Annotated in this window: 14 protein-coding genes; 5 read left to right on the plus strand and 9 right to left on the minus strand. The window is 38.9% G+C overall.

Annotated elements, in window-relative coordinates:
• The first annotated feature begins 10 nt into the window (after nt 1-10).
• Nucleotides 11-1,669, plus strand: coding sequence for a S41 family peptidase (locus R2Q66_RS13830; RefSeq protein ID WP_316749911.1), 1,659 nt, complete (start codon nt 11-13; stop codon nt 1,667-1,669).
• Nucleotides 1,670-1,803: 134 nt separating this feature from the next.
• Nucleotides 1,804-2,070, plus strand: a complete 267-nt coding sequence (locus R2Q66_RS13835) for a hypothetical protein (RefSeq protein ID WP_316749913.1) — start codon at nt 1,804-1,806, stop codon at nt 2,068-2,070.
• A gap of 3 nt (nt 2,071-2,073) precedes the next feature.
• Here R2Q66_RS13835 and R2Q66_RS13840 read toward each other — a convergent pair whose 3' ends face one another.
• The 6 genes from R2Q66_RS13840 to R2Q66_RS13865 all read right to left on the minus strand — a co-directional run bounded on the left by R2Q66_RS13840 (nt 2,074) and on the right by R2Q66_RS13865 (nt 7,336).
• The gene (locus R2Q66_RS13840; RefSeq protein WP_316749915.1) at nt 2,074-3,042 is read right to left on the minus strand and encodes a M20/M25/M40 family metallo-hydrolase; all 969 of its coding nucleotides are present in this window, start codon (nt 3,040-3,042) and stop codon (nt 2,074-2,076) included.
• Between the two features lie 272 nt (nt 3,043-3,314).
• Nucleotides 3,315-3,554 (minus strand): hypothetical protein, encoded by a 240-nt coding sequence (locus R2Q66_RS13845; protein WP_316749917.1) that lies wholly within the window; start codon nt 3,552-3,554, stop codon nt 3,315-3,317.
• Between the two features lie 31 nt (nt 3,555-3,585).
• Entirely contained in the window at nt 3,586-3,915 is a 330-nt protein-coding gene (locus tag R2Q66_RS13850) for a YegP family protein (protein ID WP_316749919.1), read from the minus strand.
• Nucleotides 3,916-3,928: 13 nt separating this feature from the next.
• Nucleotides 3,929-4,546: a HEPN domain-containing protein gene (locus R2Q66_RS13855; protein ID WP_316749921.1), complete on the minus strand. Its 618-nt coding sequence runs from the start codon at nt 4,544-4,546 to the stop codon at nt 3,929-3,931.
• 370 nt (nt 4,547-4,916) lie between these two features.
• Entirely contained in the window at nt 4,917-6,365 is a 1,449-nt protein-coding gene (locus R2Q66_RS13860; protein WP_316749923.1) for a glyceraldehyde-3-phosphate dehydrogenase, read from the minus strand.
• Nucleotides 6,366-6,475: 110 nt separating this feature from the next.
• On the minus strand, nt 6,476-7,336 hold the full coding sequence (locus R2Q66_RS13865) for an RNA polymerase sigma factor RpoD/SigA (RefSeq protein WP_037444054.1): 861 nt from the start codon (nt 7,334-7,336) through the stop codon (nt 6,476-6,478).
• 575 nt (nt 7,337-7,911) lie between these two features.
• Between R2Q66_RS13865 and R2Q66_RS13870 the strand changes: the two genes are divergently transcribed.
• Nucleotides 7,912-8,130 (plus strand): helix-turn-helix transcriptional regulator, encoded by a 219-nt coding sequence (locus R2Q66_RS13870; RefSeq protein ID WP_316749928.1) that lies wholly within the window; start codon nt 7,912-7,914, stop codon nt 8,128-8,130.
• A 122-nt stretch (nt 8,131-8,252) separates the two neighbouring features.
• On the opposite strand, the gene R2Q66_RS13875 is transcribed toward R2Q66_RS13870, so the two are convergent.
• On the minus strand, nt 8,253-8,585 hold the full coding sequence (locus R2Q66_RS13875) for a YegP family protein (RefSeq protein ID WP_410479431.1): 333 nt from the start codon (nt 8,583-8,585) through the stop codon (nt 8,253-8,255).
• 516 nt (nt 8,586-9,101) lie between these two features.
• Between R2Q66_RS13875 and R2Q66_RS13880 the strand changes: the two genes are divergently transcribed.
• Nucleotides 9,102-9,935 carry a DUF6266 family protein gene (locus tag R2Q66_RS13880; RefSeq protein WP_316749932.1) on the plus strand — a complete coding sequence of 278 codons (834 nt, stop codon included), beginning with the start codon at nt 9,102-9,104 and terminating at the stop codon, nt 9,933-9,935.
• Nucleotides 9,936-10,091: 156 nt separating this feature from the next.
• On the opposite strand, the gene R2Q66_RS13885 is transcribed toward R2Q66_RS13880, so the two are convergent.
• Together R2Q66_RS13885 and lpdA are read right to left on the minus strand one after the other, a co-directional pair.
• Nucleotides 10,092-10,931, minus strand: coding sequence for an MBL fold metallo-hydrolase (locus tag R2Q66_RS13885; RefSeq protein ID WP_316749934.1), 840 nt, complete (start codon nt 10,929-10,931; stop codon nt 10,092-10,094).
• A 140-nt stretch (nt 10,932-11,071) separates the two neighbouring features.
• Nucleotides 11,072-12,460, minus strand: coding sequence for a dihydrolipoyl dehydrogenase (gene lpdA, locus R2Q66_RS13890; protein ID WP_316749935.1), 1,389 nt, complete (start codon nt 12,458-12,460; stop codon nt 11,072-11,074).
• Nucleotides 12,461-12,794: 334 nt separating this feature from the next.
• Between lpdA and R2Q66_RS13895 the strand changes: the two genes are divergently transcribed.
• Nucleotides 12,795-16,061, plus strand: coding sequence for a carboxypeptidase regulatory-like domain-containing protein (locus tag R2Q66_RS13895; RefSeq protein WP_316749936.1), 3,267 nt, complete (start codon nt 12,795-12,797; stop codon nt 16,059-16,061).
• The last annotated feature ends 45 nt before the right edge of the window (nt 16,062-16,106 follow it).

Here is a 16,106-nt window from a genome sequence, read left to right on the forward strand (position 1 = left end):
AAATTTAGGGATGATAAAATACGCAACCTCCAAAGCGCTAATTTTAGCTTCTGCATTAGTTCTATCGATTGGATTTAGTTCTTGTAGAAAAAATAAAGTTATTCCAGAGGCGCTGGCTGCACCAGCATCAGTGCCTACTGGAGGGAATACCAAACAAACGCCTACCACAAACAGGCTGGAACTCAGCAATGATTCCTTGTTTCTGTATGCACAGCAAATTTATCTGTGGAATACAACACTCCCAACCTACGATGATTTCAATCCAAGGATGTACAAGAATTTTGGGACAGACCTGGATAACCTCAATACAGAGTTGTTTAACATCACCAAATATTCGGGCTTTGAAACTGTGCCAAACGCAAACTATTCTAAATTTGCCTTTATCGCTGAGGAAAACTTGTCAGCGGGCAACCTGAGCATTGCGCAGAACCAGCAGGCTAACCTGGGATATCAGGAAATTGGAAATGATCTGGGTATTCTGGATCTTCGTGGTTTTGGTACCTCAACTAATTATAAAATGTATGTCATGGCGGTGTACCGCAATTCGCCCGCTGATCTGGCAGGAATCACGAGGGGGACAAGAATCACCAGCATTAACGGCCGGGCGATAGGTACAAATGTGGCTGCCGAATCTGGTGTCATCAATGTGCTGGTAGATGGCCTGTCTACAACTACCGTTTCCTGTGAAAGTACCGATGGTCGAGCTTTTGAGGTTACCTTAAACGTAGCCCGCTATACCGGAAACCCTATTTTTAAAGCCAAAGTGATTGATCAGGGCGGAAAAAAGATTGGTTATCTGGCTTATGCACATTTCGGCGTGTTAACCAATGCGAATAATGCAAATCCCTCAGACAGTAGACTGGACCCTGTATTTGCCAGTTTTGCAGCTAGTGGTGTGACGGATTTAGTGATCGATTTGAGGTACAACGGAGGTGGTTTAGTGCAGAGTGCGGAGTATATACTTAATCAGATCGTTCCTGCAAACAGTGCTGGAATCCTGTATCAGGAGGTTTATAATGCGACTATGAAAAATGGTCAGGCCACAATTCTTAAGAATCAACCTTTAACCGATGCGAATGGGAAAATTGTTTACAAGAACAATGGACAAATGGCGACGTATAACGATGTTGATTTCAGGGACGCAGCTAATGTAAGGCAGGTTAATAAGAAAGGGCCCCTGACTGGTGTAAAGAATATTGTGTTTCTGGTTACTGAATTTACAGCCTCTGCCAGTGAATTGCTGATCAACGGTATTAAACCTTATGTTCAAAGTGTACAACTCATCGGGAGGAAGACTTATGGTAAACCTGTGGGATTCTTTCCCATAGTTATTGCCAATAGATATTCAGTCTATCTGCCTAGTTTTGAAATTAAAAACAAAAACGGAGATGGTGGTTATTATAACGGGATAACACCTAATTATATTGAGGACCCAAATATTGGCCTTATTGACGACAACAGGTATGATTTTGGGGATCCCCGCGAGTCGTATCTGAATAAAGCACTTTCCCTGTTGGCACCAGTTGCTCCGGCAGCATTGTCCAGCCTTTCTACTTTATCAGGCCCTACAGCCAGGGTAGCTGCGGCGAAATCAATGCCAATGAACCGAACGCATGCTAATATCAGCGGTACAGGTATGATTGAAACGCGTTATCAGTTGAAAAACTAACCTACTGCTAATCAATGTTTTCACATAAGTGTAAAATCCTATTTACATAACTGTGTAAATAGGATTTTGATCTACGGCTTTTTATTGCGATTTTAAATTTTGAAACGAATATTCATTAGAAAAAGCTAAGTATCATGATCGGGGAATTAATCGAAAAAGAATCAATAGACATCAGCCAGATTATACCTGCTGAACAGAACCATACAGAAGAATTAAGAGACAAGTTGAATTCTGCACAACGCCTTGGGAATGAGTTTAAATCAAAAGCAGATATTTCCTTTAATACCAAAGAAGGGCCAAAAACAGTATCTACTACCGTATGGCAGGTGACAGAAAAATACCTGCAATTAAAAAATGGGATTCATATCCCTTTAAACTGCCTTTTAGCCATAGAATACTAAATACTATTGCTTTTTCATCTGGAGTTTTTCCCTGTAAATAGATTGGGTAGTACGTTCTTTATCGATGTTGTCAATGATTTCCTGAATGGAAGCAGCAGCATCGGTAAAGAACTTTTTATTGATGTTCTGATACTCATCTGAGGCTTGGTGATAGTCTTTATGATCTTCTACACCAAAATAGATAAAAGGAATGTTTTTCGCATTAAAAGGACCCTGATCACTCTGATTGGTCCAGTCGTTACTGCCGGTTTTCGGATCATCATGCCCCAATATCACTTTGATTGTTGGTCTGGTACTGATGAAATACTTCTTTAATTCCGGATATTTAAAGGTGCCACAGGCATAAAGCTCGCCTTTGTCATTGTGACTGATCATATCCATATTCACATTTAACCGGATCTTATCTAAAGGAACAATAGCTTGATCAATAAAGGCTTTTGAACCTTTTAATCCCATTTCTTCAGCATCAAAAGCCGCAAATACTAAGGTATGATTGGGTTTATTCTTTTTAAAATGCTCCGCAAATTTCAATAAGGCCGCAACACCAGAAGCATTGTCGTCTGCACCATTGTAAACCTCGCCTTTCATGACGCCTACATGGTCGTAATGTGCAGAGATCACGATAATCTTATCCGTTTTCCCGGGGATATAAGCCAGCATATTCTTCCCTGTTATACTTTTCGCTCCGGAACGGTCCGTAAAAGAAAATTCCTGTTCATAGCCAGTGTGATCAGGGAGTGGTTTTAAGCCGATCTCTTTGAAACGACCCTCAATGTACGCCCTTGCCATTTCGGCCCCTTTAGTGCCTGTCTTACGGCCTTCATAGGCGTCAGAAGATAAGATCTCTACGTCTTTCAGTAATTGCTGGTCAGTTTTTGAAAAGGAAGCGCTGGTTTGCTGCGCCTGACTTTGATTCTTAACAGAATTACAACTTAGCAGGGCGATTAAGGGAAGTAGCAGTAAGGTTCTCATGATGGGGTTTATTGAGGTTGTTTTTTGTATGTTAACCAGGGTGTTTGTAACCATAAAGGTAAAATATTTTCGGTTAGGTTTTACAAATAGTCAATGCAACAGCATAGCGCAATTCATCAGGGGAAAGGTACATGGTCTCCATCAGAATAAGGATTCAATTTGGCTTGTTCATAAATATCTGCTGTTCATGTATCATGAACAGCAGATATTTATGAACATAATTTAATGTATGTTATTGAAATACAGTTCATGTACATTATTTTGTTATTTCATTAGAATTTAAGGTCTTTATTCCTGAAAATTCTGGATACTTTGATTTCTTCGTTAATACCTTCAGCAGATTTGCCTTCGGGAAATGCACCAAAGGATTTAAAAAACGCTTTTTTCTTCGTGATCTTTTCCTTCTTTAGTGATTTTGAGAAATATTCTATTAATTCCAGTCTGGTAAATGAATCTAAACCTTCGAACAAGGAAGAATAGGTGTTTATGATGTTTTTTGATGCAAATGTCATAATCTGATGGATGTCAGTAAAGTTATTGAATCTATTCGTTGTCTATTATCTCCGCATTGGCTGCATTCAACTTAACAGAATAAATTCCGTTTTCTCTTGCTGCCAGGCTGTAGTACTTCTCACTCGTCCCAATGATGTGTCCATTTGGTACTTTTAAGGTGAAGTAATGCTTACGATTAGTGGCGGTTTTTCTTTCAAAGTTGTTCATGTCAGCAGAATTTTTAATTACTAATGAAATTCCATCAATGCAACTGCTTTTAGTTTTAAAACCATTCCGAGTCAGGGTGGGTTGATCATAGCCACCTGTTAAATGAAATTTATAAGATCCGTTTTTTCTTTTTGTAATTATAAAATTTCCCATAATACAGTAATAATTAATATACTTTACTTACAACTTCCAGCATAAAGCCCTCCACTGAGGTTTGCCAGCTTTGAACTAATTCAATACTAATTGACTTTATCTTATGGAGTCTGCTTCCATGTATGAAATCCCGATCCGCTTGATGAACGATGTTATGTCTACGCTTAATCATCTCGTCTAAATTAGCAAAATAGCTCCTCATGCCTTCGGTTGTGTTAATTTGAATATCGCTTAGGTTTTTGACAAGGTCTGATGTATTATTAAAACTAACAGAATTGAGATATTCTCTAACCGACAATTCAACGATTTCTTGCACTGTCCTACCAGAATGCTCCAATAATTCCCCAAGCTCAAATTTCGTTTTTCTTGGATCATAAGAACTCGTAAATAGCGGGACTTTATTGATTTTTTCTTTGCTTGAATCAGGAAGTTTCCAATTCATTAGGTTTCTGATAAAGTCCTCCATCGTGGAATGCAACAATACAACACTTACTCTTAGTAAATCTAGCTGTTCAGTAGTTCTTCTACCTCTTTTTACAGCGGTTAAAGTAGTGTACAACTCTATCAAACTGGTGGTTCGTCCTAAATTCCTGTCATAAATAAACATGATATCATCTAAATTACTGCGCATCTATTATTATTTAAACAAAATGAGAATTACGTTGCTATGATGACTGTAAATATATAGTTTAAATATTGATTAGAAATTACTTTGTGATAATTATTTATTTCTCTAAGTTTAAATATTTCGTTTTTTAATGAGATTTGTCAGTAATTCAAAAGGCGTTTTATCGTATTGAATAAAAAATCTGATTTGATCCTTAGTTTTCCAGATCAATAGTTGAAACTGGTGTTTGGGTTTGTTTTTTCTATTTTTTATGGGAAATAACTTGTAATAATGATTGAATCATCAAAGTTTGATTTTCATTACAGGTTTTAAATCAAAAAAAGAGGTCGCCCCCTTTTAAGGAGACGACCTCTATTACCTATCGTTGAAACGCTTAGTAGTAAGTTAACCTCACTACACCAGCCAGTTTCTTCGCCAGGCGGATCACTTGTCTGGTATACCCATACTCGTTATCATACCAGGCGTATAACACTACCGATTTATTGTCTTTTGCCATAATCGTAGCCGGTCCGTCAATAATTGAGGCGTGACTGTTACCGATCAGGTCTGTACTCACTAATTCGTTAGAAATCGAGTATTCGATCTGCTCCGATAAATCTCCGAAAAGCGAAGCTTGTCTTAAAATCTCCGATACTTCTTCTTTGGAAGTGACCGTGTTTAAAGATAAGTTTAAGATCGCCAGGGAAACATTTGGTGTAGGAACACGCACGGCATTTCCGGTCAGTTTGCCACCTAAATGAGGGATTACTTTCGCCACCGCTTTATCCGCGCCGGTTTCAGTGATCACTAAGTTTAGTGCAGCAGCTCTGCCTCTTCTATATTTTTTATGGTAATTGTCTAGTAAATTCTGGTCGTTCGTATACGAGTGAACCGTTTCGATATGTCCTTTTTCAATACCAAAAGCATCGTCAATCAGTTTCAATACCGGTACAATGGCATTGGTGGTACAAGAAGCATTCGATAAAATGGTTTCCGATTCATAATCAATTCCCGAATCGTTAATTCCGGCTACCACATTCAGGATATCTCCTTTTGCAGGGGCGGTTAACAATACTTTGCTGATTCCTTTGGCGTTCAGGTGTCTGCTCAGACCTTCACGATCGCGGAAAATACCCGTATTGTCGATCAGTAAGGCATCCTGAATATCATACTCCGTATAATCTACATCTTCCGGTTCTTTGGCGACAATAAAATAGATGGTCTGACCATTAATAATCAGCGCTTTATTCTCGAAATCTTCGGTAATGGTGCCGTTGAATGGACCATGCACAGAATCCGTACGTAGAAGTTCTGCTCTTTTGATCAGTTCTTCATCGCTATAACTACGGGTTACGATAGCTCTTAATCGCAATTGTTCCCCTTTACCAGCTTGTAAAATCAACTCACGGGCAGCGATTCTGCCAATACGGCCGAAACCAAAAAGTACCACGTCCTTAGGAACCAGGTTTCTTTTGTCTTTACCGATGTGTTTGCTGAGTTTACTCACCACAAAATCGTGGATCGTAGGGTAGTGGTCATTGTCTTCCAGCCATTCTGAAGCTAGTCGGCCGATGTCAATACGGGAAGGGGCAAGGTTACATTTTGAAATGGTTAACGCAAGCTCCAGTGTTTCATAGATACTGATGTCTTTTCCGCTGATTTGTTTCGCATATTGATGATGGGAAAGAATTTCGCTACTTCCAACATCAAATAAAGGTTTGCGGAACAATACAAGTTCAATGGATCTGTCGAACCAGAGCTGGCCTACGACGTTAATCAGCTCGATGGCTTTTTTTTCTTTTTCAATCCAACTTTGGAATTCGGATTGGTACTTCTTTAGCATGTGGCAATATTTTTGGTTAGAATGCCACAAAAGTAAAAAAGATTGAGCGAGATACCCAACCTTTTTACTTTATAAATTTATCACACAAGGTGTTAAATGGAACTAATAGACTAGCCCAGATAAGATTTTAAGATTTTACTTCTTGAAGTATGACGTAAACGTTGTAACGCTTTGTCTTTAATCTGACGTACACGCTCACGTGTCAGGTTAAACTTCTCACCGATCTCTTCTAAAGATAGTGGGTGGTTAGTACTTAATCCGAAGAAAAGTACGATAATTTCGCGCTCACGTTCTGTTAAGGTAGAAAGAGAACGTTTGATCTCTTCAGAAAGAGACTCATTGATCAAACTACTATCCGTATTTGGCTCATGATTTTCCAATACATCTAACAATGTATTTTCTTCACCTTGTACGAATGGCGCATCCATAGATACGTGACGGCCAGAGTTACTTAAAGTATCAGAGATTTTATCAACCGTAGTTTCTAAAATTTCAGCTAATTCTTCCGGAGAAGGTTCACGCTCAAATTCCTGCTCAAGTTTAGAGAAAGCCTTACTGATTTTGCTCAATGAACCAACCTGGTTTAATGGTAAACGTACAATACGACTTTGTTCCGCAATCGCCTGTAAGATCGATTGACGAATCCACCAAACAGCATAAGAGATAAATTTGAAACCTTTAGTCTCGTCAAAACGCTTTGCAGCCTTAATTAAACCAAGGTTACCTTCGTTGATTAAATCTCCAAGTGTTAAACCTTGATTTTGATACTGCTTCGCTACTGAAACTACGAAACGTAAATTGGTCTTGGTTAAACGCTCTAATGCGGCCTGATCCCCCTCGCGTATTTTTCTTGCTAAAATTACTTCTTCTTCGGCGGTGATTAAATCTACTTTACCAATTTCGTGAAGGTACTTGTCTAAAGATTGACTTTCGCGATTGGTAATGGATTGCGTGATTTTGAGTTGTCTCATTTATATGCTTTGGTACTCGTTATGTGTTTGAACTTGCAAAAGTAAGAATTTTAAGGCAATTTGTAAACTTAAATTCCTGAAAATGTTACAGTTTACAACTGCTATTTCTACGAAAATTAAGTAGCAATAATTATTCCAAAATACTTTTGTCAGTATTTTAAGGTGGTATTGTGAATTAGTCTATATTTATTGTTTATCAATAAATATATCTTGATTTGCAGTAATAAATCTGTTATGTTTGTTGAGAAATTTGATTTGTCTAGCAGAAGTCAGAATGCAAAATTCTTTATTCCTGAATGTTAATTTCAGGAATGACAGGGAATCTGTCAGCTGACAAAAAACAAAAAGAACCGAAATAAACTACAAAAAACTGTCAAAATGCGAAAAGATCTTAAATTTATCCGGATAATCAGGGGAATATTGGGGGTGATTCTGCAAAATGGGACTATCAGGTAACCTATAATTTTGACTTTGATAATACTTTATTTGCCGCAGGAATGTTCACTTTGGTGATCATGTATGTTTTCAAAAAAGGATATACGTTGCAGCAAGAACAGGATTTAACGATATAACAGATGGCAATAGTGGTAAATTTAGATGTGGTGTTGGCCCAGCGGAAAATGTCATTAACAGAATTAACAGAGCAGGTGGGCATTACCATGTCTAACCTGTCGATTTTGAAAACAGGCAAGGCAAAAGCAATTCGCTTTGAAACCCTGGACGCGATTTGTCTGGCATTGAACTGCCAACCCGGTGATATACTGGAATTCCGTAAGGATGATCCTGAAAGATAAATAAGTAATAAAAATAAAGCCTGTCAGCTTTTTTAATAAAACTGACAGGCCTTTGTATATCTATAATTGAAATGCGATGAGCTGATGCTACCTCGCAGGTTAGCCGATGTGGTATCCCGGCCTTAGCTCAGGTCTGAAACTTCCGCATCCGGTGCATTCTTTTTGACGGATTCAATGCCGTTATCGCGACTTGCTTCCGATTCATACATTTCACTGGTGCCAATAATTTGTCCATTGGTGGCTTTCAGATTAAAATAAGGCTTTCCATTGGTAGAGGTCTTTCTGTCGAACTTACTATCATCTTTGGAGTTCTTTTTAACGGATTCAATTCCGTTCTGACAATTGGCTTTGGTCGTATAGCCTTCACTGGTTAAAATAACCTGGCCGTTACCTGCTTTCAAATCGAATTGAAATTCGCCGTTTTTTCTTGTTTTGATTTCGAATTTTCCCATAATCGTTTTTGTTGTTTTTTTGTTCTCAGGTTTAGGTTTTTATTTCAATTTATAAAAAAATTAATATCTAAACAATCTTTTGATAATGAGCATTTTATTCATTTTAAATTGAAAGAGATAAAAACACGCTTAAACAGGTGGATTTCCCCCTTTCATTTGTAGAAACATACCTGCTCAAATAGAAATAAGAGTTGCCAGGGGAAGGAGACGACAAGGGGAGGAGTAACCGTGGAAGCAGGGCTTGCTTAGGGGTAAGTCTTGTAGCGGATACACTGCCTATAGATTGTGTTCTTATTGACATTAAAATTATCAGGGTATTGCTCCTGTGTTGATGCGTAGTTGATAGGGCCCTGTAGGGCAAATAGCCCTGTCAACATCTTGAAGAACAGCGATTAACTTTCCTATAAGGCTTAAATAAATAAGGGCTCAATAAGAGAACAATCCAAAGTTTATGACTACCTTTCTAAGGTTCATACCGGACAATACCTTACTCAACCTCAAACCTTTAACCTTACTAATATGGGAATAGCTTCAAACGGTCCGCATGGCCATCTTCATGGAAAAGTGGGTAATCTTGTTTTTTATATGCTCAATGGGCAGCCTGTAGTACGTTTAATCGGCAGAAAGGGCAAACCGAGCACGCTCCAACTGGCCAATTATCAGGAAATGGCCGTCACCACCAAATTACTCAGTAACATGGGCGGTTTTATTAAACTGGGTTACGGTTTACAGGCCAGAGGGACGGTTCATAATGCGCATAATTTAGCCACATCCTACCATAAGAAACATGCTTTAACCGGCCAATACCCTAATATCAGCATCGATTATAGCAAAGTAATCCTGAGCCAGGGCCAGTTGCCGGAAACCGCAGATTTAAAGATCGAAAAATTAGCTGGCGGAGTAGAAATCAGCTGGGATCCAAAAGATGATAACGTTTTAAAGTACAATGACAGCGTTATGGTCATGATTTTCTTTCCGGAAAGCGGAAAAGATAAGGAATACCTGAATATCGCCAGAAGATCAGAAGGAAAATGCTTTATTCCGTTGAATGAGCAGCAATTGAAGGAGCAGATGGAGCCTTATATTTCCTTTATTGCTGCGGATGGCGAAAAGGTGTCCGATAGTAGGTATCTTGGTAATTTGAACGGTAAAGGGCTAAATGAGGCAGAAAAGCAACAACAGAAGAAATACGAACAGGTAAAAACGCGGTTTGATCAGCTGGAAGCTAGTTATTCAAAGCAGATGATTGCCAATTATGGCGAGAAACCAAAAGATAAAGCCTTTAAATACCTGGAAAAAGAGTACCAGACGCTTAAAAAGCAATTGGAACACTTGCCCGGAAAGCCAGGTTGATTTAACAGCCCTTAATTATTTTTAAAATGAAGGCGGTACGAAAAGCTAAAACCGGAGCCCTCCACAAAAAAAGCTGTAAAATAAAAAGCTAAAAAAAGCCTTTTTATTTTACAGCCGCCAGGTTATGTCCTTTAAAAAATCAAAAAAATCAGCGAATTACAGGCTGGCCAGGTCGAAGGTACGATCGAGCCTGATGCCTTTTTTCGTCTGCTGAAGCGTACAACATTCGTTCACTGCATCATGTTCCAGCATCAGGATATAGTTGTTTTCAGCAGCTTCCTGTAGAAAAGATTTTTTTTCTGTCAGGGTTTGCAAAGGAAACATGTCATAAGCCATTACATAAGGCAAAGGAATGTGTCCTACCGAAGGTAGTAAATCGGCCATATACACGATGGTATGGCCCTTATATTGAATCTGTGGCAGCATCATGGCATCGGTATGTCCGTAAGCAAAGCGGATATTGATACCCTCATGAAACTGAACACCTTCAATGTCTTCAATGAAACGCAATTGTCCGCTTTCCTGGATAGGGAGGATGTTCTCTTTCAGGAAGGAAGCCTTTTCCCTGTCGTTGGGATTTACCGCCCAGTCCCAGTGTTTGGCATTGCTCCAGTAAAAAGCATTTTTAAAAGCCGGACGAAGTTTATCACCTTCGCGGACAATAGAACCTCCGCAATGGTCGAAATGCAGGTGGGTTAAAAACACATCGGTAATGTCTGCTCTGGAAAAACCTTTGGCTGCTAAAGAGCGATCCAGGGTGTCCTCGCCATGCAGGTAATAATGACCTAAAAACTTCTCGTCTTGTTTGTCGCCAATGCCATTATCTACCAGAATCAAGCGGTCTCCATCTTCAATAAGCAGGCAACGCATGGCCCAGGTACACATATTATTGGCATCGGCAGGGGTAGTTTTTTGCCAGATGGATTTTGGGACTACCCCAAACATGGCTCCGCCGTCTAATTTAAATAAACCGGTATCGATGGTATGTAAGTTCATGAGGAGATGGAATTAGGTAAGGATAAAATATACGGTGGTAAAAATATAAATGTAAAAAAAAACCTGTTGAAAAGCTCAACAGGTTTTTTGAAACAATTGGAAAGAATCCGCCTGATCAAAAGAAAAGGCGATTTTATAATTTACAAGTGAATTACTTCACCGTAAGCATCAGCCGTAGCTTCCATAATGGCTTCGCTCATGGTTGGATGCGGGTGTACTGCTTTTAACATTTCGTGTCCTGTAGTTTCCAGTTTACGGGCAACTACGATTTCCGCGATCAGTTCAGTTACATTGGCACCAATCATGTGTGCGCCTAGTAATTCACCGTATTTTGCGTCATAGATCATTTTAACAAAACCATCTTTAGCACCTGCTGCACTAGCTTTACCTGAAGCTGAGAATGGGAATTTACCAATTTTCACTTCATATCCGGCAGCTTTAGCTGCTTTCTCAGTATAACCAACAGAAGCGATCTCCGGACTGCAATACGTACATCCAGGGATGTTATTGTAGTCTAAAGGCTCTGGTTTCTGACCAGCGATTTTCTCTACACAGATAATTCCTTCTGCTGAAGCTACGTGTGCTAAAGCTTGTCCCGGAACGATATCACCGATTGCATAGTAACCTTTAACGTTAGTGTTGTAGAATTCATCCACGATCACTTTACCTTTTTCAGTTTTAATGCCGGTTTCTTCTAAACCTATGTTTTCAATATTTGCAACTACACCAGCAGCAGAAAGAACGATATCGCATTCTAAAGTGATCATACCTGCAGCAGTTTTAACCTGAACTTTACAGCCAGCACCGCTTGTATCTACAGATTCAACGCTCGAAGAAGTCATTACTTCGATACCTGCTTTTTTGAAGCTGCGTAATAGTTGTTTAGAGATGTCTTCATCTTCTACCGGAACAATGTTGTCCATGAATTCTACCACTGTTACTTTAGTACCTAAAGTAGCGTAGAAGTAAGCAAATTCAACACCAATAGCGCCAGAACCTACTACTACCATAGATTTTGGTTGCTCAGGTAATACCATTGCCTGTCTGTAACCGATGATTTTTTTACCATCTTGTTTCAGGTTTGGCAATTCTCTTGATCTACCACCGGTAGCTAAGATAATACTGGTTGCAGTATATTCTTTTTGAGTACCATCAGCCGCTTTAACTTCTACCTTGTTACCAGGTTTAGCTTTACCGGTTCCCATGATCACGTCAATTTTGTTCTTCTTCATTAAGAATTGAACACCCTTGCTCATGCCATCAGCAACACCACGACTACGTTTGATCACCGCTGCGAAATCAGCCTCAGCCTCCGCAGTTTTAATACCGTATTCAGCAGCATGGTTGATGTATTCAAAAACCTGTGCACTTTTTAATAAAGCTTTGGTTGGGATACATCCCCAGTTCAGGCAGATACCGCCTAAAGATTCACGTTCTACTACCGCAGTTTTCAAACCTAACTGAGAAGCTCTTATTGCAGCTACATATCCACCAGGACCGCTGCCTATTACAATTACATCGTAGTTCATATCTTATATAAAGGAATTTCAAATTAAGTAATTGCCAAAATTAAAAAAATTGTTCAGTAATACCGCCTGTTAGATTTTTGTTGTTGCGTTTCAGGGCTTTAATTTAAAAATTGCGCATCAGAAAGCCCCTTATTGTGATTCCTTTAGAATTTAACAGTTTGATGACCAATTGTACGTTAGATATGTTAAAGAAGATGTTAAATGTTGAAAATTATTGTGATATTTAATAATAATTTAACATTGAGAGCATGCTGCTGGATGATTTAATTTTTACCTTTGTGCCGATATTTTGTATTGCAGTATCATAAAAAAACAAACATCAATTAAAAAAAGTATGAAGAAATCTTTACTATTTAAGATTACAGTAATCATTTTTGCGTTCATTGGATTAATTTCCAACGTAAATGCTCAGGTTACTACATCATCCATGACAGGGAGTATCAGCGATAAGCAGGGTCCTTTGCCAGGTGCAAGCATCAAAGTTGTACACGTACCTACAGGTACTGTATATGGTTCTACAAGTAATACTAACGGACGTTTTACCATTGCAAACATGCGCGTTGGTGGTCCTTACAGTGTAGTAGTATCATTTATTGGATTTGAGCCTAAAAAATTCAATGATATTTATCTAAAATTAGGTGGTTCTTACGTACTTAATGTAGTCTTGAGCGACAATTCTCAGGATTTATCTGAAGTTGTAATTGCTGGTACTAAAGACAAAATCATCAACAGCTCACGTACTGGTGCTGCAACGAACGTGTCTAAGAAACAATTAGAGCAACTTCCTGCAATCTCAAGAGCTTTAAAGGATTTAACAAAACTTACACCTCAGGCCAATACAACAGGTTCTGACGGTTTATCTTTTGCAGGTAGAAACAGTTTGTTCAACTCACTATCTTTAGATGGTGCGCAAATGAACAATGCCTTTGGTATTGGCGCTTTGCCAGGTGGTTCTACAGGAGCACAGCCTTTCTCACTAGATGCAATTGAAGAGATTCAAATCAACTTAGCACCTTATGATGTGAAACAAAGTGGTTTCACTGGTGCTGGTATCAATGCAATTACTAAAGCAGGAACAAACAAATTCTCAGGATCTGTTTACACGTATTACAAAGATCAAAACCTTCAGGGTTATGATGTTGGTGATTTCAAAGTTCCTCAAAACAAAGACAATGCCTTCGTTAACAAACAATTTGGTTTCAGATTAGGTGGTCCGATCATCAAGGATAAATTATTCTTCTTTGTGAACGGTGAAATCAGTCGCCGTACAGCGCCTGGTACTACTTTTGCACCTAACAGAGGTGAAGCGCCAAATACTCCGGGTATTTCCAGAGTTACTGCTTCGGATATGTTAAGGGTTAAAAACCTGTTAATGTCTAAATATGGTTATGATGTTGGAGAATTGGATGGTTATAGCAACCTGACTGAATCTGATAACATTACTGCGCGTTTAGACTGGAATATCAATGCTTCAAACCGTTTCACAGTACGTTACAACTACCTGAACTCTTTCGATGATAAATCGCCAAGTGGTTCTAACTCTAATTCAGGTCGTGGTCCGAATCAGAATAGCATGATTTTCTCTAACATGAGATACAAGCAAATTCAGAATATCAACTCGGTAACAGCTGAATTAAACTCTAGATTCGGTAATAAATTTGCAAATAATTTACAATTGGTATACTCTGCTTTCCGTGATAAACGTGAGCAATCAGGTGCTTTCCCAACGGTAGATATCGAAGATGGTACGGGTAGAAACTACATCTCTTTAGGTACTGAGCCTTTCAGCGGATTAAATGCTGCAAATCAGGATATCTATACCTTAAATGAAAACTTTAATATTTTCGCAGGTGATCACACGATTACTGTTGGTGGATCTATTGGATACCAGAAATTCGGAAATGCTTTCGCTCAGTTCTATAACGGACAGTTCAGATATAAAAATCTAACTGATTTTGAAAATGCTGTAAACGGAATCGCCACTAATCCATTACTTTATCAGTTGACTTATTCAGCTGATCCGAAAAACCCAAGACCATTCGCTACATTCGAGCAAATGCCGGTTTCTGTATATATTCAGGATGAATGGTTCGTGAAACCTAATTTCAAATTAACTTACGGTGTGAGAGCTGATATTCCTTTCTTTACAGGTAAAATCGCTTCTAACCCAAGAGTTACAGACTTAACTTTCAGAGATGGCGAAAGATTAGACGTAGGTCAATTACCTAAAACCAGAATTTTACTTGCACCACGTGTAGGCTTTAACTGGGATGTAATGGGTGATGCTACTTTCCAAATCCGTGGTGGTTCTGGTATCTTCACAGGTGCAGTTCCGGGAGTTTGGTTTACTAACCAGGCTGGAAATACAGGCTTAATGTTCGGAAATGATAACTTAGTTAATCCAGGAAACAGACCATTTAGCCCTAATCCGGGAGAATATATCCCTGCTAACCCAACGGTTCCAACTTCATTCGCGATCAACTTAACGTCTAAAGATTTCAAAATGCCTCAGATCTGGCGTTCAAATCTAGCATTTGATTACAAATTGCCAGGTGGTGTATTAGCTACGATTGAAGGTATGTACACTAAATCTATTAATGAAGTTTACCACCGTAATGCAAATCTTGTATTACCTTCAGGAAGCTTCTCAGGAACTGGTGATACTCGTCCTTACTTCCCTGGTATTGGTGCAGGCCCTGTTGCAGCGGCTGATCCTAACAGAATCAACAAATTTATTACTAATGCTATTGTTCTTGATAACACGAACAAAGGTTACGCTTACAACATTACTGCTCAATTACAGAAGAAATTCGGTACGTTCATTGATGCAACAGTAGCTTATACCAGAAGTGATGCACGTGACATTACTTCTAACCCTGGTTCTCAGGCGAACTCTGCATTTGCTGGTAACCCGGTGATCGGTGATCCAAATACTCCGGTTTTAGCTTACAGTAGTTTTGTAGTTAAAAACAGAGTAATTGCAGCTGTTAACTTTAACTTCAACATTGCTCGTAACATGCCAAGTTCAATTGGTGTAGTTTATGAAGGTAGCCCTTACGGAGATAACTTTGGTAACACAAGATTCTCTTACATGGCTTCAGGTGATGTAAACGGTGACAACAATGGTAATGATTTAATGTATGTTCCAAGAGATAAAGCAGATGCTGGTTTGATTCCTATTACAGGTGCTAAAGCAGAGAGCGTTGATTCTCAATGGGCAAGATTAGATGCATACATCAATCAGGATGATTATCTTAAAACAAGAAGAGGTCAGTATGCTGAAAGAAATGGTGCTGAATATCCTTGGGTGAATCGTTTTGACATCAGATTCATGCAAGAAATCAAAACTGTATTCAACAAGGATAATGACAACAGATTCCAGATCACTTTTGACATTATCAATTTCGGTAACTTGTTAAATAAAAACTGGGGTATCACTCAAACACCTAACTTAACTAACTTCATGGTATATAAAGGTAGAGTAGGTAATGCACCTTCTTATACTGTATCTTCGGATTTACCTGAGAAAACGTTCAGAGACAACACTGGTATTGCTTCAAGATGGCAAGGTCAGGTTGGTATCAGATATTTATTCAACTAGTCTGATTTCAATTGATATAGAAAATCCCCGCCCTTGTAAAAGGAG

It is taken from the genome of Pedobacter gandavensis (assembly GCF_032677645.1).
In the GTDB taxonomy this organism is placed as follows: Bacteria; Bacteroidota; Bacteroidia; order Sphingobacteriales; family Sphingobacteriaceae; genus Pedobacter; species Pedobacter gandavensis_A.